Source organism: Hyunsoonleella flava, assembly GCF_004310325.1.
Classification (GTDB): domain Bacteria; phylum Bacteroidota; class Bacteroidia; order Flavobacteriales; family Flavobacteriaceae; genus Jejuia; species Jejuia flava.
The window spans coordinates 357,030-377,695 of the sequence record NZ_SIRT01000001.1 but is presented as its reverse complement, the minus strand read 5'-3'; the positions used below and the strand labels follow the sequence as shown (position 1 = coordinate 377,695).

The 20,666-nt window shown below is 35.4% G+C and carries 19 protein-coding genes; 14 read left to right on the top strand and 5 right to left on the bottom strand.

The window, feature by feature from the left end; translation table 11 throughout:
* Window positions 1-2 precede the first annotated feature (2 nt).
* Both EYD45_RS01580 and mgrA read left to right on the top strand, forming a co-directional pair.
* Complete coding sequence (locus tag EYD45_RS01580; protein ID WP_130962589.1) at window positions 3-2,309, top strand: S9 family peptidase; 2,307 nt, start codon at window positions 3-5, stop codon at window positions 2,307-2,309.
* Between the two features lie 100 nt (window positions 2,310-2,409).
* Window positions 2,410-3,420 (top strand): L-glyceraldehyde 3-phosphate reductase, encoded by a 1,011-nt coding sequence (gene mgrA, locus EYD45_RS01575; protein WP_130962588.1) that lies wholly within the window; start codon window positions 2,410-2,412, stop codon window positions 3,418-3,420.
* On the opposite strand, the gene EYD45_RS01570 is transcribed toward mgrA, so the two are convergent.
* Window positions 3,417-4,115 carry a T9SS type A sorting domain-containing protein gene (locus EYD45_RS01570; RefSeq protein ID WP_165453864.1) on the bottom strand — a complete coding sequence of 233 codons (699 nt, stop codon included), beginning with the start codon at window positions 4,113-4,115 and terminating at the stop codon, window positions 3,417-3,419. The genes mgrA and EYD45_RS01570 overlap by 4 nt on opposite strands.
* A gap of 75 nt (window positions 4,116-4,190) precedes the next feature.
* Window positions 4,191-4,865: a hypothetical protein gene (locus EYD45_RS01565; RefSeq protein ID WP_130962586.1), complete on the bottom strand. Its 675-nt coding sequence runs from the start codon at window positions 4,863-4,865 to the stop codon at window positions 4,191-4,193.
* A gap of 322 nt (window positions 4,866-5,187) precedes the next feature.
* On the opposite strand from EYD45_RS01565, the gene EYD45_RS16675 reads away from it, so the two are divergent.
* From EYD45_RS16675 to EYD45_RS01560, 3 genes are all read left to right on the top strand, one after another.
* Window positions 5,188-5,355: a hypothetical protein gene (locus tag EYD45_RS16675; protein ID WP_165453863.1), complete on the top strand. Its 168-nt coding sequence runs from the start codon at window positions 5,188-5,190 to the stop codon at window positions 5,353-5,355.
* Window positions 5,356-5,390: 35 nt separating this feature from the next.
* Window positions 5,391-5,522, top strand: coding sequence for a hypothetical protein (locus EYD45_RS17005; protein WP_262708590.1), 132 nt, complete (start codon window positions 5,391-5,393; stop codon window positions 5,520-5,522).
* Window positions 5,523-5,586: 64 nt separating this feature from the next.
* The gene (locus EYD45_RS01560; RefSeq protein WP_130962585.1) at window positions 5,587-6,144 is read left to right on the top strand and encodes an ExbD/TolR family protein; all 558 of its coding nucleotides are present in this window, start codon (window positions 5,587-5,589) and stop codon (window positions 6,142-6,144) included.
* Here EYD45_RS01560 and EYD45_RS01555 read toward each other — a convergent pair whose 3' ends face one another.
* Together EYD45_RS01555 and EYD45_RS01550 are read right to left on the bottom strand one after the other, a co-directional pair.
* Window positions 6,145-6,549 carry a 3D domain-containing protein gene (locus tag EYD45_RS01555; protein ID WP_233702482.1) on the bottom strand — a complete coding sequence of 135 codons (405 nt, stop codon included), beginning with the start codon at window positions 6,547-6,549 and terminating at the stop codon, window positions 6,145-6,147. It lies immediately after the preceding gene.
* A 162-nt stretch (window positions 6,550-6,711) separates the two neighbouring features.
* On the bottom strand, window positions 6,712-8,715 hold the full coding sequence (locus EYD45_RS01550) for an alpha-ketoacid dehydrogenase subunit alpha/beta (RefSeq protein ID WP_130962584.1): 2,004 nt from the start codon (window positions 8,713-8,715) through the stop codon (window positions 6,712-6,714).
* Between the two features lie 121 nt (window positions 8,716-8,836).
* On the opposite strand from EYD45_RS01550, the gene EYD45_RS01545 reads away from it, so the two are divergent.
* The 6 genes from EYD45_RS01545 (at window position 8,837) to EYD45_RS01520 (ending at window position 13,964) form a co-directional block, all read left to right on the top strand.
* Complete coding sequence (locus EYD45_RS01545; RefSeq protein WP_130962583.1) at window positions 8,837-9,787, top strand: isopenicillin N synthase family dioxygenase; 951 nt, start codon at window positions 8,837-8,839, stop codon at window positions 9,785-9,787.
* A 67-nt stretch (window positions 9,788-9,854) separates the two neighbouring features.
* The gene (locus EYD45_RS01540) at window positions 9,855-10,184 is read left to right on the top strand and encodes a translation initiation factor (protein ID WP_130962582.1); all 330 of its coding nucleotides are present in this window, start codon (window positions 9,855-9,857) and stop codon (window positions 10,182-10,184) included.
* 3 nt (window positions 10,185-10,187) lie between these two features.
* On the top strand, window positions 10,188-11,120 hold the full coding sequence (locus tag EYD45_RS01535) for a DUF1835 domain-containing protein (protein WP_130962581.1): 933 nt from the start codon (window positions 10,188-10,190) through the stop codon (window positions 11,118-11,120).
* A 1-nt stretch (window position 11,121) separates the two neighbouring features.
* Window positions 11,122-11,985 (top strand): nucleoside phosphorylase, encoded by an 864-nt coding sequence (locus EYD45_RS01530; RefSeq protein WP_130962580.1) that lies wholly within the window; start codon window positions 11,122-11,124, stop codon window positions 11,983-11,985.
* Window positions 11,986-11,987: 2 nt separating this feature from the next.
* A complete protein-coding gene (locus EYD45_RS01525; RefSeq protein ID WP_130962579.1) occupies window positions 11,988-12,848 on the top strand; it encodes a substrate-binding domain-containing protein in 861 nt (286 codons plus the stop codon).
* 69 nt (window positions 12,849-12,917) lie between these two features.
* Window positions 12,918-13,964 (top strand): TlpA family protein disulfide reductase, encoded by a 1,047-nt coding sequence (locus tag EYD45_RS01520; RefSeq protein ID WP_130962578.1) that lies wholly within the window; start codon window positions 12,918-12,920, stop codon window positions 13,962-13,964.
* 40 nt (window positions 13,965-14,004) lie between these two features.
* Here the strand turns inward: EYD45_RS01520 and EYD45_RS01515 are convergent, their stop codons facing one another.
* A complete protein-coding gene (locus tag EYD45_RS01515; protein WP_130962577.1) occupies window positions 14,005-15,567 on the bottom strand; it encodes an NAD(P)H-hydrate dehydratase in 1,563 nt (520 codons plus the stop codon).
* Window positions 15,568-15,907: 340 nt separating this feature from the next.
* Here EYD45_RS01515 and thrA point away from each other — a divergent pair, with 340 nt between their 5' ends.
* The 3 genes from thrA (at window position 15,908) to thrC (ending at window position 20,644) form a co-directional block, all read left to right on the top strand.
* Complete coding sequence (thrA, locus tag EYD45_RS01510) at window positions 15,908-18,352, top strand: bifunctional aspartate kinase/homoserine dehydrogenase I (protein ID WP_130962576.1); 2,445 nt, start codon at window positions 15,908-15,910, stop codon at window positions 18,350-18,352.
* A 71-nt stretch (window positions 18,353-18,423) separates the two neighbouring features.
* On the top strand, window positions 18,424-19,347 hold the full coding sequence (locus EYD45_RS01505; protein WP_130962892.1) for a homoserine kinase: 924 nt from the start codon (window positions 18,424-18,426) through the stop codon (window positions 19,345-19,347).
* A 1-nt stretch (window position 19,348) separates the two neighbouring features.
* Window positions 19,349-20,644 (top strand): threonine synthase, encoded by a 1,296-nt coding sequence (gene thrC, locus EYD45_RS01500; protein WP_130962575.1) that lies wholly within the window; start codon window positions 19,349-19,351, stop codon window positions 20,642-20,644.
* Window positions 20,645-20,666 lie beyond the last annotated feature (22 nt).

The following is a 20,666-nucleotide window of genomic DNA, read 5'->3' as shown; positions in this document are numbered from 1 at the left end:
TAATGAAAACTTCTATTTTAAAATTAAGTGGTGCTCTTTTTTTATTTTTGGGTATGACAATTCAAGCAAATGCCCAAGATATTGAAGGGTCTTGGAAAGGCACGCTATCTGTTCAAGGTATGGAGATGCCTTTAATTTTTGACATTAAAACTGAGGAAGGGAACCTCTCTTCAACTATGGATAGTCCGTCTCAAGGCGCAACGGGTATCCCAATGGATGTAACAACATTTGTAGACAATACCTTAACAATTAAATTTAATCAGGCAGGTATAAAATACGTTGCTACGCTTAAAGACAATTCCTTAAATGGCACATTCCATCAAGGCGGTATGGAATTTCCTTTAAATTTGGAAAAGACGGAAAAGACACTTCCAGGAAATACAGATTTACCAACTTCTGAAGCTGACTTAAAAAAATTGGCCAACTGGAATCCGACCAATTACAAATATTCTGTGGCGGACTATTTTGCGAGACCAAAGGCCAGATCTTTCCAGTTTTCACCAGATGGCACGTATCTATCCTACAGAGAAAAAGATGAGAATGCTAAAAACCATGTGTATGTAAAAAACACTGAAAATGATGAAATAACACGAGTTATAGAGGAAAAAGAAGAACTAATAAGAGGTTACGGTTGGGCAAACGACAACAGACTAATCTATGTAATGGATAAAGGTGGAAACGAAGATTACCACTTATTTGCTGTAGATATTGATGGCAATAATCAAAAGGAATTAACCCCATTTGATGGCGTAAAAGTGAATATTTTAAATGGCTTAAAAGAAGATAAAGACCATATGATTATTTCTATGAATAAAAATAATCCTCAAATATTTGAACCTTATAAAATTAATATTGTAACAGGGGAATTAATGCAACTGTATAAAAATGAAGATGCCGCAAACCCAATAAATAGTTATGATTTTGATAAAGATGGAAATTTGAGAGGTTTTGCTAAACTTCGTGATGGCGTTCATATTGATATGTATTATACAGAAGATGGCGAAAATTATGAATTGAAAAAAGAGTTAAGTTGGAAAGACACCTTTAGCATATCATCTTTTAACTATGCTACAGATTATCCTCATGATGCCTATGTAATTTCTAATCTAGAAAGTGATAAAGCACAAGTGTATTTATACGATTTGAAGGAAGATAAAGTCATTGAAAAGTTATTTTCAAATGATAATTATGATGTTTCTGGTTTAGGTTTGTCGAGAAAAAGAGGCTATGAATTAGATTATTTTTACTACGAAGGGGAAAAGCAAGTTATTGTGCCAGTTAGCAAATACTACAAGAAGCTACATAAAAAAATTACAGATAAGTTCCCTGGCTACAACTACTCTATTCCTGATGCAACGGATGATGAAAGTAAGTATCTTGTTTTTATTCAAAGCGATAAACTATACGGAACATATTATTCATATGATGCCAAAACTGAAGAATTCAAGTTACTTTATAATCTAATGCCAAATCTTGTTGAAAAGGACATGGCTGAAATGAGACCAATTACATTTAAAAGTAGAGATGGAAAAACTATCCATGGTTATATTACATTGCCCGAAGCTGCTTTAAAGGGCGAAAAAGTACCTGTTATTGTAAATGTACATGGTGGGCCACAAGGTATAAGGGATTCTTGGGGTTTTAATCCAGAAGCTCAATTGTTTGCTAGCCGTGGATATGCTACATTACAGGTAAACTTTAGCATATCTGGAGGGTACGGAAGAGAGTTTTTAGAATCTGGCTTTAAGCAAATTGGCAGAAAAGCCATGGATGATGTTGAAGATGGATTACAATATGCAATAGACCAAGGTTGGGTTGATAAAGACAACGCTGCTATTTATGGTGGAAGCCATGGTGGTTATGCTGTACTAAGAGGTCTAACCAAAACACCAGATTTATATGCTTGCGGTGTTGATTATGTTGGTGTATCAAACTTATTTACCTTTATGGATAGCATGCCAGAATACTGGAAACCATACTTAAAAATTGTAAAAGAAATTTGGTACGACCCGGATGTGCCTGAGGAAAAAGCTATTATGGAAGAGGTATCGCCTGTAAACCATATTGATAAGATTAAAAAACCATTATTTGTAGTACAAGGGGCAAATGATCCTAGAGTAAACATTGATGAGTCTGATCAGATTGTCTCTGGTTTAAGGGCCAAGGGGGTTGATGTGCCTTACATGGTAAAATACGATGAAGGTCATGGTTTTGCCAAAGAAGAAAACAGAATTGAATTATACGAAGCAATGATGGGCTTTTATGCGAAGCACCTAAAACCAAAAATTAAGCAACCTATTAAAGGGTAATTTTTATAACTAATAGATATAAAAGCCATTTGTAATTCAAATGGCTTTTTTTTATGCTATAATAAGTGCTAAATTTGAACTCTTCAAAAAATATTGAAATATGCAAATCAACGATAAATCTGGTGCTACAGAATATTTAGCTTCTGCCAACCGATATGATACAATGACCTATAAAAGAACTGGCGATAGCGGTGTGCTTTTACCAGCCATTTCACTGGGTTTATGGCATAATTTCGGTTTTGTGGACAACCTCCAAAACGCTAGAGAGGTATTGAGATGCGCATTCGATTTAGGCATTACACATTTTGATCTAGCAAATAATTATGGACCACCATACGGTTCTGCCGAAGAAAATTTTGGAACCATTCTTAAAAGGGATTTTAAATCTTACAGAGATGAACTGTTTATTGCTACCAAAGCTGGTTTTGATATGTGGCCAGGACCATACGGAAATTGGGGATCTAGAAAATATCTGATGGCTAGCTTAGACCAAAGTTTAAAACGTATGGGCTTGGATTATGTGGACGTGTTTTACCATCATAGGCCAGACCCAGATACGCCACTAGAGGAAACCATGGGAGCTTTAACTGATATTGTGCGTCAAGGAAAAGCCTTGTATGTGGCTATTTCAAATTACAATCCAGAAGACACACAAAAAGCAGCAGAACTTTTAAAGGCTTCTAACACCCCCTTTATTTTACATCAAGCACGGTATTCTATGTTCGACCGCTGGATTGAAGATGGCCTCTTAGAAACATTAGAACATCATGGCGTAGGTTGTATTACCTTTTCCCCGCTGGCACAAGGCATGCTAACCGATAAATATTTGAACGGTATTCCTAAAGATTCCCGTGCAGCAAAAAACATGACCTATTTGAATTCTGAAACTGTTCAGAGTAATTTGAAGAAGATTAAGAAATTAAATGAGATTGCACAAAATCGTGGACAAAAATTATCACAAATGGCAATTGCTTGGATTTTAAGACATAGACAGGTAGCTTCAGTCTTAATTGGGGCAAGTTCTACAAGTCAGTTAAAAGAAAATGTGAAAGCTTTAGATAATTTAAGTTTTAGTGATGCTGAATTAAAAGCGATTACTAATGCGCTTTAAATTTTTACAAACTTTTTAGTTATTACAGTAGTATTATCTGTAGTTATTTTTATGAAGTACATCCCTTTTTCTAGGGCGCTTACATTAATGGTATTTTCATTTAAGCCATTGTAAGATTTTATTATCTTACCACTAATATTTAAGATAGTACAGTGTGCATTTTCTATACTTACTTTTGAAGTAATAGTTATGTTGTCTTGTACTGGGTTTGGGTGAATTGAGAAAGAAGAAACAGATGTGTTGCCAGATAAAGACAATACGTCAATAAAATATGTAGCAGAATCGTTATTGCTATTAATTAGTACTAAAGTTTTTGGAGCATTCTCATTTTCTTCTAGTATCTGATACCTAAAACTTGTACCAGAGTTGTAAAAATTATAAAAGTCGTTATGCTTAGTCACTATTTCTTGAAGCAATTGCGATTTGTCTCCGCTTTCCTCATTGCAACCTCCTAATGTTGTTCCAATGATTAAAAAAGTAAATGTTGCGTTTTCTTTATCTAGAATGATTTCTCCACTAGATGTATCACAAGGACTAGTACTAAAAAAGTATTTGTCTGAATTAGTTTGAAAATTAGCCTTTATAGGTGTAGCAAAATCACTAATAAGAGATGCATGACTTTCAGAATTAATATTAAAATCGGATAAAATCCACGAACTGTTATCTATATCTTGACCGTTTAATAGGTTAAGCATAAAACACAAAAAAAAGAGATGTATGAATTTCATATTAACAAAAAAGTAATACCATACTACAAGATATATATAAAATTACTCTTTTACAATAACAACAGTAACCTTTATACCAGCTTCAAGCGCCCAAACTTTACTGGTAATTCTTTTATCATTCTCGTCCACAATGCGATATTCGGCAGTATTGGGTCCAGACGAACCTGTATTTATGGCTTGAAATACAACTTCATTAAAACCATCCTTTAAGTCTAATTTAAACCCACCAAAACCCTGAGTTAAATAAGCTCTAGGCTGTATAATGTCGCCATTTACATACACGCGAAGCAAATCGCCGTCAATAGCAGAATAATCCCTGTAAAGCACACGAATAGATTTTGAGGTAGTTTTATAATCGCCCCAATAGGCATCTTTTTTTAAGCCAGCTGTTTCGCCATGACCTTCAGGCAATAAGGTTTTTTCAATCTTATCAAGTTTTTTAGTGTATAATTCTCCAGGGTTACCGAATTCCTCTTGCGGAAACATTGAAAACTCTTTTTTAGGTAATTCTAGTTTTCCTACTATTTTTGGAGACTTCACACCACTAAACTGATCATTCTTATCCAACTTTTTAGGAGCAATTTTTTTGCTATCCGTTGAATCTTTAGGTGCTTCTATAGCAGGAATAATAGCTCCAGATTTTTTTCTAGAATCAATCTGGGCTTCTGCTGATGTAGCAAAAACAAAAACTAAAATACAAGTAACTAAAAATCTCATTTGGGCTCAATTAGCTTTAATACAATGTAATACAGCTTAGAAATATGCTTCAAAGATATTTAATATCTCATTACATTGCCATATTACTTCACATTTTATAACTATTTAACAATAACTATACCTAAATAGTCTTTACAAACCCTCTTCCCTTTCATTTAAGCTCAAAATCTGTTAAAATTTGTTAATTTATTACTTTGTTATACATAGTACTGTAACAAAAATAGTTCTGCGTCGTCTATTCAGTATAATCAATTAAAAAACAAAAACATGAGAACTTTAAATAGTAACCAATTAACAGAAACTTTAAACAGTACTAAGTCTAATGCATGGAATAGCAAAAGACGCTATAGATAGTTATATCTATAATTTCATCAATTCAATCATTAATCAAAAAACGAAAAACATGAGAACTTTAAACACAAACCAAGTATCAGAAACCTTAAGTGGCACAAAAACTAACACATGGAACAGCAAGAGACGTTATAGATAATAACGTCTCTGTTTTCTAACTATCAATCAAAAATCATGCGAACAGTAATCAACATATCAAAGCACATTAAAGGCATTACAGAAGAAAATTTGCATTCAAACAAGCGAATTTTAAGTTTTCCTTCTGAACAAATCTCTTGGAAACGCCTACACCACAACATGCGTTAAAAGCTTTTGAATTTTTATGGTATTGTTTTTGTGCTAAAAAGGCATTAACAATAATAGAAAAATCATGAGACGAACATCATCAAGACCAGAAGTAAATGCGGGATCTATGGCAGATATCGCATTTTTATTATTAATCTTTTTCCTAGTAACTGCGGTAATCCCGAAAGATCAAGGTATAAACAGAAAGTTACCTAGACCATGTCCACCAGGAGAAATTTGTAATGTCCCAATTCCGGAGAGAAATATTTTGAAAATCGCTATTAATTCAAAAAACGAAATAATGTTAGATGATGAAATCGTTACAATTTCTGAAGTTAAAGACCTTACTAAGAACTTTATTGACAATAACGGAGACGGAAGCTGTACCTATTGCAACGGTGATAAATCCGAGACATTATCAGACAATCCATCAAAAGCGGTAATTTCTTTGCAATCGGATAGAAATGCCAATTACAATCGGTTCATTGAAGTTCAAGACGAACTCACACAAGCATATTTCGAGCTAAGAAAAACTTATTGTGAAAGTGTTTTAAAACGTCCAATAGATAAATTATCCAAAGAAGAATTGCAACACGTTAAAGGAGCCTACCCTTTCATTCTTTCTGAAGCTGAGACGAGATAATTATTCATCAATCGGTATACCATAATCTATACAAACGCGCTTTCTGCCCCATTTTTTAGCGCGTTTTATATCTTCGCCCATGTAAACATCAATACGGTTTCTCCAGCGCGAATGCATTTTATCCTTTACCAAGTAAATCCCTTCCAAACCCTCAATAATTACAGGTGTATTGTGCTTTAAACCTAGTGCCAGCAAATCTCTAGACACCGCAATGTATTTTAATCCTGGTTGCAAGCTATCGCCAAAGGCTGTGATATTTGGATTGGCATCTGTTTGATTCGCCAGGGAGTTATATGCCGTAGCCGTTACCGTTCTAGAATGCCAGTTATAGCCATCAGGAACAGTCTCAACTGTATTTTTACAGCTAAATATCCATAAAATCATTAAAAAGTAAAAACGTTTCAAAGTAACCTGTTTTATTTTTGGGCGTTACCCCACCCTTCGAGAACCTCAGGGCAAGTGGGGTCGGGCTTTCACTAGTCGCTCCTCCTGCGTCGGGAGCTCCAACATACCGTTCAATCCCTAACGCAACCATCCGCCTAAACCTGTGCCACACTAAACTTATGGCTAGTATGCCAACAAAGCTATTAATTCACTTTCAAACCTTTCTTTGGGTAAATATTGCTCTTCTAAAGTTTTAGCAAACGGAATTGGTGTTTCCAAACTCGCCACACGCCTTACAGGAGCATCTAAAAACTCAAAACAATGTTCCATTATCAACGCCGAAATATCACTCGCAATACCACCAAATAAGGAATCTTCTTGGAGTATTATTGCTCTTCCAGTCTTCTTTACCGATGTAAAAATAGTATCCGTATCCAAAGGTTGAAGCGATCTTAAATCAATAACATCTGCCGAAATATCGGGGTGCTTATCAAGAGTTTCTATAGCCCAATGTACACCAGCACCATAACTAATAATTGTAATTTCATTACCCGATGTTATAAAGCTGGCTTTTCCAAATGGCAGTGTGTAATAGTCTGTTGGTACATCCTGTCGAATACTTCTGTATAAGCCCTTATGTTCAAAAAATAGGACTGGATTGGGGTCGTTAATTGCTGTATTCAATAAGCCCTTTGCATCATAAGGAAAAGCGGGATAAATCACTTTCAGTCCTGGCGTTTTAGTAAACCAAGCCTCGTTGGTTTGTGAATGAAACGGACCAGCACCTACGCCACCACCACAAGGCATTCTGATAACTACATCAGCAGCTTGTCCCCATCGATAATGCGATTTTGCTAGGTAATTCACAATCGGATTAAATCCAGAGGCTACAAAATCTGCAAACTGCATTTCCATAACGCTTTTCATTCCTGCAATGGATAAACCCATTGCAGCTTCTACAATAGCGGATTCACAAATAGGTGTATTTCTAACGCGGTTTTTGCCAAATTTTTCAACAAAACCTTCCGTGATTTTAAAAACACCACCATATTCTGCGATGTCCTGCCCCATAATGACGAGCTCTTCATGTCGATCCATACTTTGATAAAGGCCTTCTGAAATAGCATCAATTAACCGTATTTCTTTTTTATTAGATTTCGATTTAAACTCTTGATAATCAAAATTTTTAAAGACATCATCTAATTCGTCGGTTAAACTTGAATGTACAGCCTCCTCATTAAAAGCAACCTCCAAATGTTCATTGATTTCATGAACTATTTTTGTTTTAATTTCAACCTCTAAAGGCTCATCTATAATACCTTCTTCTTTTAAAAAATTCTGATAATTTTCAATAGGGTCTTTTTTTGCCCAAGCATCCATTAACTCTTGCGGAACATATTTGGTGCCACTAGCCTCTTCATGTCCGCGCATCCTAAAGGTTTTAAACTCTATCAACACAGGACGTGGATTTTCTCGTATACTCTTTACGATTTCAGTAACTTTCGTATAAACCTCTAAAACATTATTTCCTTCAACAATATGGGATTCTATGCCATAACCTAAGCCTCTATCAGCTAAATCCTTGCAATGATATTGTTCTGACGTTGGTGTAGACAACCCGTAACCATTGTTTTCAATACAAAATAAAATCGGCAATTGCCATACGGACGCTACGTTTAGGGCTTCATGAAAATCACCTTCGCTAGTACCGCCTTCGCCTGTAAAAACAGCAGTTACTTTTTTTTCTTGTCGCAATTTTGAAGCCAATGCAATACCATCTGCAACTCCCAGTTGAGGCCCTAAATGCGAAATCATACCAACGATATGGTACTGTTGTGTACCAAAATGAAACGAACGATCTCTACCCTTTGTAAATCCAGAAGCTTTTCCCTGCCACTGTGCAAAAAGTCTGTATAACGGAATTTTTCTTGTAGTAAACACGCCTAAATTGCGATGCATTGGCAAGATATATTCATCTAAATTAAGTGCTGAAGTAACCCCAACTGCGATAGCTTCTTGCCCTATTCCCGAAAACCATTTACTAATTTTCCCCTGTCTCAACAGCACCAGCATTTTTTCCTCAATAAGTCTGGGCTTGAGCATACTTTTATAAAGCTCCAGTAAAACTTCAGAGTCTAAGCCCTCAGTATTAAAGTCTATCTGAGGCTGCATTTTTGAGGTTTTCATAAAATAACTCTTAATCTACTATCAAATATACTGTAATTTCAATATATGAATAGATAAATTGCATATAATTCAATAGAATGTTTTTGTACATTTGTTGACATCACATTATTGTACTTAAGTCATGAATAGTATCCCAAGCGTAGATTTGAATGATTTTATTTCTGAAAATCCTGAAAGAAAACAGCATTTTGTAAAATCTATAGGAAAAGCTTACGAAGACATCGGGTTTGTAGCTTTAAAAGGTCATTTTTTAGATGACACCTTAGTGAATAACCTTTACAGCGAAGTAAAAAACTTTTTTGATTTACCTCTTGAAGTAAAACAGAAATACGAAATTCCTGAAATTGCAGGACAACGTGGTTATGTATCGTTCGGAAAGGAAAGTGCAAAAGGTAAAAAAGAAGGAGATTTAAAGGAATTTTGGCATTTTGGACAATACATTGATGAAAATGAAAAGGAAAAGTACGGATACCCTGATAATGTGATTGTTGACGAATTACCGGAATTCAATAAAATAGGAAAACAAACATATCAAATGCTTGAGAAAACTGCAAAGTATGTTTTACGAGCACTAGCATTGCATCTTGGTTTGGAAGAAACATATTTTGACGATTATATTAAAAATGGAAATTCTATTTTGCGTCCAATTCATTACCCACCTATAAAGGAAGAGCCTAAGGAAGCTGTTCGTGCCGCGGCACATGGCGATATCAATTTAATTACATTATTAATGGGTGCACAAGGCCGTGGTTTACAAGTTCAAAATCATAAAGGTGAATGGCTAGATGCCATCGCCCAACCAGATGAATTGATGGTTAATGTTGGAGATATGCTCTCAAGACATACCAACAACAAATTAAAATCAACCATACACCGCGTGGTAAACCCTCCTAAAGAACTTTGGGGGACTTCAAGATATTCTATTCCATTTTTTATGCATCCAGTAAGCGACATGAAACTTGATGTACTCGAGGATTGTATCGATGAAAATAACCCTAAACAATTTGAGGATATTACTGCAGGGGAATTTCTAACCGAACGTTTAATTGAATTAGGACTTATAAAAAAGTAAACAGTTAATAAGTCTTCAGTTAGCAGTATTTTATGCTACTGAACACTGCAAACGGCGAACTGAAAACATGGATTTACAAGATCAATTAAAAAACCTTTTTCCAGACCATAAACCAGAAGAAACTAAAACAGATGCTTCAGAAACCTCAGATATTTGGATGCAAGATGATCCGATAATCTGTAAATATGAAAAACGAAAAGGCAAGCCCATAACAATTTTGGAAGGCTATACAGGTGCCACTGAAGATTTTAAAATTCTAGCTAAAGAGTTAAAAAAGAAGTTAAGCGTAGGTGGTAGTTTTAAGGATGATAAAATTATAATTCAAGGCGACTACAGAGATAAAATCATGCAGCTATTAAAAGAAAAAGGGTTTAGTGTAAAACGTGTAGGTGGATAATTTATGGGCAAACAAATTTTACATATTACCAACGGTGGTAGCTTAACATCTTACCTAAACGAATTACAAATTGAAGGAGAAATTGTAACATGGCAAGAAATGCTGTGTGAAGGCCCAACGAAAATAATGGTGCATTCGGATGAATTGATTCAAGCAAGAAGAGATTTCCTTGGTGAATTTTATAACATCGACTTGGACATGGACAAAGTAGGCTTTGCACTTACACAACTAAACAACGCCAATGAACGCTACTCTGAGGTTGTGCTTTGGTTTGAGTACGACCTTTTCTGCCATATAAACATGCTCGCTGTAATTAATTTATTGCTGCAAAAAAAAATAGATCTTCCTACATATCTGGTTTGTAGCGGTAGAATTCCAGGGAGTAAAGAACTTAAAGGCTTATCAGAGCTCAGTGTTAGCCAACTAATGAAACATTATAAAGAAAAAGTCAAACTAACTGACAATGACTTAGAGTTGGCCAGTACGCTTTGGCAAATATATTGTGGCGTTGACCATAACCTGTTGAAACCGTACATCGTACAGTCCTCTTCATTTAAATATTTGAACAGTTGTTTAAAAGCGCATTTAAAACGTTTTCCAGATACCATAACAGGACTCAACACTTTGGAGACCAATATTTTAAAACTTATTAAAGAAAACAATATAAAATCGAAACACCATTTGTTGGGATATGCACTTAATTATCAAGGGTATTATGGTTATGGTGATTTACAACTGCAACGTATTATAGATTATTTACATCCATTTTATACAGTAGTAGATGATAAAGTCGAATTAAATAGGAAAGGGCATGAAACACTTTACGGTCAGTATAACGCTTCCAAGGAATTTAAAAACGATATGGTATTTGGTGGTGTAAAAAAACTAGATTTCCAATTTAGTATATCAGAAAACAAACTCGTTAAGTCCCCGTAAAATGCCTATTAAAAATTCCGAACTTATTCTAAATCCGGACGGTAGCATATACCATCTAAATTTAAAACCAGAACATATTGCGGACACCATCATTTTGGTTGGCGATCAAGATAGAGTTGCTTTGGTATCCAAGCATTTTGATAAGATAATCTTTGAAACTCAAAAACGCGAGTTTAAAACTCATACTGGAACAATCAACGGTAAAAAAATCTCTGTAATATCAACAGGTATCGGTCCAGATAACATTGATATTGTACTGAATGAATTGGATGCTTTAGCCAATATCGATTTTGAAACCAGAACTATTAAACAACACCTTAAAAGTTTAAACATAATAAGGATTGGCACTTCTGGAGGATTACAACCCGATATTCCAATTGATTCATTTGTAGTTAGCGAAAGTGGCTTAGATTTAACAGGAATGCTACACGCCTACCAAACAGAGCCTATTTCTAACCAAAAAATTGAAAAAGCCTTTATAAAGCATACCAACTGGAATGCTAATAAGGCCAGACCCATTATAGTTGATGGCTCCAAGACACTTTTATCTAAATTTGATAGTGTTTCTACAATAAAAGGGTTAACAGCGACAGCAAACGGATTTTATGGTCCACAAGGGCGTATATTACGATTACCACTAATGGATGCTGGCCTAAACAAAAAGATAGATAGTTTTAATTTTGAGGGCGTAAAAGTTACAAACTTTGAAATGGAAACCTCTGCCATTTACGGGCTTTCAAAACTTTTAGGACATCACGCAATGTCACTTAATGCCATAATTGCCAACAGAGCAAATGGCACGTTTAGTAATAATCCGCGGAAAACAGTAGAAAATTTAATCACTTATACTTTAGATAGAATTTAAAAATGAAGGAAGTAAAGATTGGCGGTGTACCAGAACATTTCAATTTAGCTTGGTATCTAACACTTAAAAATGGTGAATATAAAAATGAAGGTATAAATCTTCGCTGGCACGATTATCATGGTGGTACAGGAGCGATGTGTAAAGCGCTTCGTGAGGGCGACATAGATATTGCGGTAATTTTAACTGAAGGCATTATAAAAGATATAATCGCTGGAAATCCTAGTAAGATTGTTCAAACCTTTGTTGAAACGCCTCTTATTTGGGGCGTTCATGTAGCACATCATTCAAAATATAAATCTGTTGAGGATTTAAAGGGCACTAAAGCAGCGATAAGCAGATATGGTTCTGGTTCGCACTTGATGGCCTACATAAATGCACAAAATAATGATTGGGATTTAGATAAAGATTTAAATTTTGAAGTGATAAAAAATCTTAATGGTGCTGTTGAAGGCTTAACCAACAGAGCTGCCGATTACTTTTTATGGGAAAAATATACTACAAAACCAATAGTTGACGACGGTGTTTTTAGACGTATCGGTGAATGCCCTTCCCCTTGGCCTTGTTTTGTGATTGCGGTTCGCGAAGAGTTTATCGAAAACGACCAAAACGACCTGCGAACCATTTTAAATATAATCAATGCAACCACTTCAGAATTCAAACATATACCGAGTATTGATCGTATGATTGCAAACAGGTATGAACAACAACTTGAAGATGTACAAGATTGGTTGACAATTACTGAATGGTCTCAAGAAATTATTGATGAGCCTACTATTATGAATGTTCAGAAAGAACTTAGGGCTTTAGATATTATCCCTGAAATTGTTCCTTACGAAAGACTCATACACAAATTAAACCCCTAAACAATTGTTAAAGTTTTAGCTTTCTTTAGCGGTTTATTTATTTTCGAAACTTAACCAAATATTACAATTATGAAAAAGCTACTTAGTTTAATGGTGATACTTAGCATTTTTGGCTGTAAAACAGAACCAAAAGACTATGTTTCGTTATCTGGTAAAATAGCAAATAAAAATAGTGATTCCCTTACCATACGTTCCCGTTCTTATTCTAAAACAATCCCTCTCTCAGAAGATGGAAGTTTTAGCGATACTTTAAAAACAGAAACAGGAATGTATAATTTATATGACGGCAAAGAAATAACATCTGTTTTCTTAAAAAATGGATTTGATATCAATTTAACTTTTGATGCTGCTGAATTTGATGAAACCATTTCATATAGTGGCAATGGTGCCGAACATAGTAATTATTTAGCAAAGAGTAATTTGCTTCATGAAAAACTCTTAAACCCAAGTGCTTTCGACAATCTCGATATGGAAGGGTTAAAGACAAAGTTAAGTAGTATAGAAAATGAGCTTACAACATTTTATAATTCTAATCCTAAAATTGACACTTCGATAACTAACAGTTTCAAGAATCAATTAAAGCCTATGCTGAGGTCTTATGAAAGATATTTTAGCCAAAGTATTGGCTTGAAATCAGTACTTCCAAAAGGGTCGCCTTCTCCTTCATTTACAAATTATGAAAATTATAAAGGTGGAAAAACGTCTTTATCAGACCTAAAAGGAAAATATGTGTATATTGATATCTGGGCAACATGGTGCGGACCATGTAAAGCTGAAATACCATCCTTAAAAAAATTAGAGAAAGAATATCATGATAAGAATATTCAATTTGTAAGTCTTTCAGTAGATGATGGCAGAGGCTACAGAGGTAAGACAAAAGAGGAATCATCTAAATTAGCTAAAGAAGGGTGGAAAAATATGATTGCAGAAAAAGAGCTAGGAGGCATCCAAATCATAGCGCCAAAGGGATGGCAATCTCAATTTATTCAGGAATATAAAATCAACGGCATCCCAAGGTTTATTTTACTCGACCCAAATGGAAGCATAGTAAGCCCTGATGCTCCTAGGCCTTCAAACCCAAAGTTACGGGATGTTTTCAAATCGTTAAACATCTAAAAATTTTGATAAAAAAAAGCCGCAGATAGCGGCTTTTTTTTTACTGTTTTTCTTCCCTATGTTCTTCCTGGTCTTGCTGCGGTGGTTGCTCTGGCTGCTTAAATAGGTCTATAAAGGCCTCTCCTAAATAGTCAATTACATGACCAGCAATCAAACTTTGATAACCGAAGTCCTCCACCGCAATATCTGCTGATTTACCATGTAAATACACTCCAAAAATAGCAGCAACCGATGGATGGTAACCCTGTGCAAGTAATCCAGTTATAATCCCCGTTAAAACATCCCCACTGCCTGCTGTAGCCAATCCTGGATTGCCGGTAGTATTTACAAAAAGTTTATCGTTAAAAACGGTGATAGTATTTGCTCCTTTAATAACTACAATTACCTTGTGCTTTTTAGCAAATGCTTTCACTTTTGCAAGTTTATCAAAATCATCAGTCCATGCCCCCACAAGTCGCTCCAATTCTTTGGGGTGTGGTGTTAAAACTGTTAGTTCTGGCAATAGTTTTAATAGTGTCTTTTTCTTTGCAAGCATATTTAAACCATCTGCGTCGATTACTAGACGGCTTTTGTTTGTCTTCAAAAATGCTTCAAAAGCGGATATGGTTTTCGCATCAGTTCCTGCCCCTACGCCAAAACCTATAACAGTCGGTTCGATGTCAAAATTTATGGAAGTAATTTTATCGTTATCAGTATCAGTAATCACCATAGCTTCAGGAAAAGAGGATTGTATTGGCACATAACCACATTTTGGTATATACGTAGTTATCAAACCTGCTCCTGCTGATAAAGCTGCTCTACCGGCGAGAGTTACAGCGCCAATCTTGCCATAGCTTCCACCAATGATGAGGGCGTGTCCAAATTGTCCTTTATGGGAAAACTTGTCTCTGGGGATATAGTTGGGTAATACTTCATGTTTCCCTATAAGTTGAGCTTCGGTTTCTGTGGTATATAAATATTCAGGATCCAAACCAATATCTAAAATCTCCCATTGCACGGTGTATTTAGCAGTTTCGGGCAAGAAGAATACCAATTTAGGAGACGCAAAACTTAACGTAAACCCTGCATAAACTGCAGCATCCGTATCTTCCAATGCTTTATCCGGATATAACCCTGAAGGAATATCAATAGATAGTGTAAACGCTTTTGAAGCCCTAAAATGTTGAAATAATTGCTTTACCCAATCATCTACTGGCCGATTTAAACCAATACCAAAAACAGCATCAACAATAATATCATCTGGATGCATTTCTGGAAAATCCTCTGCACATTTTAAAAGCGTTGGCCATTTTTTAGTAACGTTTTTTATACGATCATAATTAACTAAAAAATCCTTGGAGCGCTTATCGCTATAGTTTACAACATAAGTATGCACGTTATAGCCGTGCGTTACCAAATGTCGTGCTAAAACCAGACCATCACCACCATTATTACCTATACCACAAAAAACATGTACAGGTACTTGAGCACCTTGCATACGCATATGCATCCAATTAAAAATTTGGGTACCAGCGCGCTCCATAAGCTCTGTGGATGTAATGTTTTGGCGTTCTGCAGTTAGTTTATCGCCAGCGTATATCTGTTCCTTAGAAAAAATCTTCATAAAACTATTTTATTGAATTTTCAATTCTAATCATAATTAGTCATTTTTTTTAAACGAAAAATTCATGATTATAAGAATATTGTAAAAAACTGTGTTTTGTTTTTTTATTAGGCTAAAAGTAATACTTTTGAGGTGTTTTATATAACGAAAATGATTCATTTAAGCCAAAATAATTATCCAACTGTGTTTTCAATATCTGCAAGCACTGTTTCTATTTTAGCTACAACTACAAATACAACAACCCTTTGGGGTTATTAGTTATATATTATTCCGGCTTTTCATGTAATTTTACAATTACATCCCTTTCAAATTTTACATTTAAATATCAATTCATTACATAATGAAGGTTTTAAAATTCGGTGGAACTTCAGTAGGTTCCTCAAAAAACATAAATAAAGTCATAAGTATTCTCGATACTTATTCAAAAGAAGGTAAAGTAGCATGCGTAGTTTCGGCTGTTGGTGGTATCACTGACAAACTGCTGCTTGCAGGAAGACAAGCACAGGCAAAAGATGCAAGTTTTAATGATACTTTTGAGACTATCAAGTCTACCCATTTTTCAATAATTAAAGAATTAAACCCCGAAAACAATGAGGGGATTTTAGCTTACGCTGAAGAAAAATTAGGTGCGCTTCATAGTTTATTGGAGGGTATCTTTCTTATAAACGAAGTATCCCCAAAAACATCAGATAAATTGGTGAGCTTTGGAGAGTTATTGTCATCTTACATTATTGCTGAAACAATGAAAAACAGAGGTTTGTCAGCAACTAGAAAGAATTCGCAAGAGCTAGTCGTTACCAATTCAAATTTCACAAAAGCCGAAGTAGATTATAAAGTAACCAATAGCAATATTAAGCGTTATTTTGAATCAGCTGAAGAAAGTATAACGATTCTTCCAGGATTCATTGCAAATTCTGCCCTTGGGGAGCAAACCACTTTAGGCAGAGGCGGTTCAGATTTTACTGCGGCAATTGTGGCTGCTGCTCTAAAGGTAGAACAGTTAGAGATTTGGACGGATGTTAGCGGTATGTTTACAACAAACCCAAAAATGGTAAAACAAGCATATCCAATCAAGACTATTTCGTATCAAGAAGCTATGGAACTGTCTCATTTTGGGGCTAAGGTATTATATCCTCCAACGGTACAACCTGTGTTGGATTTAGAGATTCCTATTCACATTAAAAATACTATGGCACCTGAAGCTGTGGGTACAATAATTTCCAAAGATGCAAACGGCACCAGTTCACCAGTGAAAGGCATTAGTAATATCTCAAATATAGCTTTACTGACGCTTGAAGGTAGCGGTATGGTTGGAATTCCTGGGTTTTCAAAACGTTTATTTGAAACACTTTCCAATGAAAAAATAAATGTGATTTTAATTACTCAAGCCTCTTCAGAACATTCCATTTGTTTGGGTATTGAAGAAAAAGATGTTGAAATTGCAAAAACCGCCATCGATATTACTTTTGAAAATGAAATCGCTTTGCACAAAATAGAACCTCTAACCGTTGAAACCGGTTTGTCCATTGTAGCACTTGTTGGCGATAATATGAAGAACCATCAAGGTATTAGTGGTAAAATGTTCTCTTCTTTAGGAAAAAATAATATCAATATTAGAGCTATTGCCCAAGGTGCTTCAGAGCGAAATATATCTATAGTTATTGAAGATAGCGACGTGAAAAAAGCATTAAACACCTTGCATGAAGTGTTTTTTGAAAGCATCACAAAGCAACTCAACGTCTTCATTACAGGTGTTGGAAATGTTGGAGAACGCTTGGTCGAACAAATAAGACAACAAAAAAAATACCTCAAGGAAAACCTTAAAATCAATCTCCGTGTTACGGGACTATCTAACTCTAGAACGATGGTTTTTGATGAAAGTGGTATTCCTTTAAAACATTGGAAATCTTTGTTGGCAGATGGAGAAAAAGCATCATTGCAAGGGTTTTTCGAAAAATCAAAAGCATTAAATCTGCGCAATAGTATTTTTGTAGATGTTACTGCAAACGCAGATGTGGCTAGTTTATATGCCAATTACTTAAGAGAAAGTATCGCTGTAGTGGCATGTAACAAAATTGCATGTTCTAGTGATTTTGCTAATTATAAAGAGTTGAAACGTTTGTCATTAAAATACAATGCGCCATTTTTATTTGAAACCAATGTTGGCGCAGGTTTACCTATTATTGACACATTGAATAATTTGGTGGCCTCAGGAGATAAAGTTACTTCAATTCAAGCCGTATTGTCTGGTAGTTTAAACTTTGTTTTCAATAATTTTAATGATTCCACTAAGTTTTACGACGTAGTAAAGCAAGCTGGTGCTGAAGGTTATACAGAACCAGACCCAAGAATTGATTTAAGTGGTGTTGATGTAGCACGTAAGATCCTAATTCTTGCCAGGGAAAGTGGGGTTGAAATGAATTTAGAGGACATAGAAAACACATCATTTTTATCGCCTTCTGGTCAAGAAAGTGGCACAGTTGAAGAGTTTTACAAAACACTCATTGCCGACGAAACCCATTACCAAGCGTTATATGCATCCGCAAAAACGAAAAATGCGCAGTTAAAATATGTAGCCAAATTTGATAATGGGAAAGCAAGTGTAGGTTTACAGGAAATTCCTGAAGGACATCCGTTTTATAATCTTGAAGGCAGTGATAACATTGTGATGTTCTATACAGAACGCTACTCACAACAACCCATGATTGTTAAAGGTGCTGGCGCTGGTGCTGATGTTACAGCCTCTGGACTATTTGCGGACATTATAAGATTGGGCAACGATTAATTGAAATGGAGTTACACAAAGAAAGTTCTATTTCCTGCTCTAGTGCAGCAGAAAACTATTTAATAGAAAAAATGAACGAAATAAAAATATTCTCTCCAGCCACTGTAGCCAATGTATCCTGTGGTTTCGACGTTATGGGATTTTGTTTGGATACAGTTGGCGATGAAATGGTAATAAGAAAAGTTGATAAGAAAGGGATTGTCATTACCAAAGTAGAAGGCTTTGATTTACCACTTGAAACCGAACTGAACGTTGCTGGAGTTTCTGCTATAGCCATGTACAATGCTATAGAAGTTGATTTTGGTTTTGAAATTGAAATCTACAAGAACATAAAACCTGGAAGCGGTATTGGCAGTAGCGCAGCTAGTGCAGTTGGTAGTGTTTTTGGTATGAATGAGCTATTGGGGAGACCTTTCAACAAAACACAATTGACCGAGTTTGCCATAAAAGGGGAAGCGTTAGCAAGTAAATGCGAACATGCAGATAACCTAGCTCCTGCCCTTTTTGGAGGATTCACTTTAGTGAAAAGTGTCTCACCCTTACAAGTGTTAGAAATCCCCACACCAGAGGACTTGTATGCGACAATTATTCATCCACAAATAGAAATTAAAACATCAGAATCTAGAGCAGTGCTTCCAAAAGAAGTTAAGCTAAGCAACGCCATTGAACAATGGGCAAACCTAGGCAGTCTAGTCCATGCGCTGCATACCAGTGATTACGATTTGATAAAAAGTGCTTTAAAAGATGTGATTATTGAACCACACAGAAGCAAACTGATACCGCTTTTTAATGAAGCCAAAAGTTCTGCTATTGATGCTGGTGCCTTGGGGTGCGGTATTTCAGGTTCTGGTCCTTCAATTTTTTCATTAAGCAAAGGTTTGGATGTAGCTAATAATGTAAAAGCAAATTTCGAAAATGTATATGCGGATCTTGTAATTGATTACGATATCCATATCTCAAAGATTAATACCAAAGGTGTAAAAATCATAGGTTAAAATGAATTACTACTCTCTAAATAAAAAAGCACCAAGTTCAACCTTCAAAAATGCCGTAATTAAAGGTTTAGCGCCCGACAAGGGTTTGTATTTTCCTGAAAACATTACGCCTTTACCTCAATCATTTTGGGATAGTTTTGATAGTTTGTCTTATCCCGAAATGGCGTACGAAGCTATAAAACAGTTTGTGCTTCCAGAAATTCCCGAGGAGATTTTAAAAAAAATAGTTAGCGACACTCTATCCTTTGATTTTCCTGTAGTCAAGTTAAACGATAGCATTTCCAGTTTAGAATTATTTCATGGTCCTACAATGGCATTTAAAGATGTTGGCGCACGGTTTATGGCAAGATGTTTGGGCCATTTCAACCGAGATAACGACAAAGAAGTGACCGTTTTAGTAGCGACTTCTGGAGATACTGGAGGTGCCGTAGCCAACGGGTTCTTAGGTGTAAAAGGTGTGAATGTGGTAATTTTATATCCTAGAGGAAAAGTAAGTGATATCCAAGAAAAACAGTTGACGACGCTTGGACAAAACATTAAGGCGCTTGAAGTTAATGGCACATTTGACGATTGTCAAGCCATGGTAAAAACTGCATTTCTTGATGAAGAATTGACAAGTAAAATGCAATTGACTTCTGCCAACTCCATAAATGTAGCACGTTGGCTACCACAATTATTTTATTTTCTGTTTGCCTACAAGCAGTTACATAAACAATATGATAATATTGTGTTTTCTGTTCCAAGCGGAAATTTTGGAAATATTTGTGCTGGTATGATGGCCCAACAATTAGGCCTGCCGATAAAGCACTTTATAGCATCTAACAACTTAAACAATGTAGTAACCCGTTATTTAATATCTCAGCTATACGAACCAAAACCATCCATACAAACCATAAGCAATGCTATGGATGTTGGTGCACCCAGTAATTTTATTCGTATTCAGGAGATTTATAAAAACCGGTTTGAGGATTTAAAGAACAACTTGTCTTCTTACAGTTTTACAGACGAAGAAACCAAAGAAGCCATGTTAGAAATATATAATAATTTCAATTATGTGGCAGATCCTCATGGTGCAGTGGGCTATTTAGGCTCCAAATCTTACTTAAAGGACAACCCTAATGCGCATTGTGTGTTTTTAGAAACTGCTCATCCAACGAAGTTCTTAGATGTAGTTGAAGATGTTATTAAAGAGAAACAACCTTTACCAAAACAAATTCAATCGGTAATGGGTAAAGCTAAAGAAGCTAGTAGTATTTCCATTTATGAGGATTTGAAAAGCTTTTTGTTATCAAAATAATAATTCCTTAGTAACAAAACTT

What these genes read in the sequence shown, in the direction of transcription:
- EYD45_RS01580 (WP_130962589.1), top strand. Translation starts at nt 3, where the DNA reads ATGAAAACTTCTATTTTAAAATTAAGTGGTGCTCTTTTTTTATTTTTG.
- mgrA (WP_130962588.1), top strand. Translation starts at nt 2,410, where the DNA reads ATGCAAATCAACGATAAATCTGGTGCTACAGAATATTTAGCTTCTGCC.
- EYD45_RS01570 (WP_165453864.1), bottom strand. Translation starts at nt 4,115, where the DNA reads ATGCTTAACCTATTAAACGGTCAAGATATAGATAACAGTTCGTGGATT.
- EYD45_RS01565 (WP_130962586.1), bottom strand. Translation starts at nt 4,865, where the DNA reads ATGAGATTTTTAGTTACTTGTATTTTAGTTTTTGTTTTTGCTACATCA.
- EYD45_RS16675 (WP_165453863.1), top strand. Translation starts at nt 5,188, where the DNA reads ATGCATGGAATAGCAAAAGACGCTATAGATAGTTATATCTATAATTTC.
- EYD45_RS17005 (WP_262708590.1), top strand. Translation starts at nt 5,391, where the DNA reads ATGCGAACAGTAATCAACATATCAAAGCACATTAAAGGCATTACAGAA.
- EYD45_RS01560 (WP_130962585.1), top strand. Translation starts at nt 5,587, where the DNA reads ATGAGACGAACATCATCAAGACCAGAAGTAAATGCGGGATCTATGGCA.
- EYD45_RS01550 (WP_130962584.1), bottom strand. Translation starts at nt 8,715, where the DNA reads ATGAAAACCTCAAAAATGCAGCCTCAGATAGACTTTAATACTGAGGGC.
- EYD45_RS01545 (WP_130962583.1), top strand. Translation starts at nt 8,837, where the DNA reads ATGAATAGTATCCCAAGCGTAGATTTGAATGATTTTATTTCTGAAAAT.
- EYD45_RS01540 (WP_130962582.1), top strand. Translation starts at nt 9,855, where the DNA reads ATGGATTTACAAGATCAATTAAAAAACCTTTTTCCAGACCATAAACCA.
- EYD45_RS01535 (WP_130962581.1), top strand. Translation starts at nt 10,188, where the DNA reads ATGGGCAAACAAATTTTACATATTACCAACGGTGGTAGCTTAACATCT.
- EYD45_RS01530 (WP_130962580.1), top strand. Translation starts at nt 11,122, where the DNA reads ATGCCTATTAAAAATTCCGAACTTATTCTAAATCCGGACGGTAGCATA.
- EYD45_RS01525 (WP_130962579.1), top strand. Translation starts at nt 11,988, where the DNA reads ATGAAGGAAGTAAAGATTGGCGGTGTACCAGAACATTTCAATTTAGCT.
- EYD45_RS01520 (WP_130962578.1), top strand. Translation starts at nt 12,918, where the DNA reads ATGAAAAAGCTACTTAGTTTAATGGTGATACTTAGCATTTTTGGCTGT.
- EYD45_RS01515 (WP_130962577.1), bottom strand. Translation starts at nt 15,567, where the DNA reads ATGAAGATTTTTTCTAAGGAACAGATATACGCTGGCGATAAACTAACT.
- thrA (WP_130962576.1), top strand. Translation starts at nt 15,908, where the DNA reads ATGAAGGTTTTAAAATTCGGTGGAACTTCAGTAGGTTCCTCAAAAAAC.
- EYD45_RS01505 (WP_130962892.1), top strand. Translation starts at nt 18,424, where the DNA reads ATGAACGAAATAAAAATATTCTCTCCAGCCACTGTAGCCAATGTATCC.
- thrC (WP_130962575.1), top strand. Translation starts at nt 19,349, where the DNA reads ATGAATTACTACTCTCTAAATAAAAAAGCACCAAGTTCAACCTTCAAA.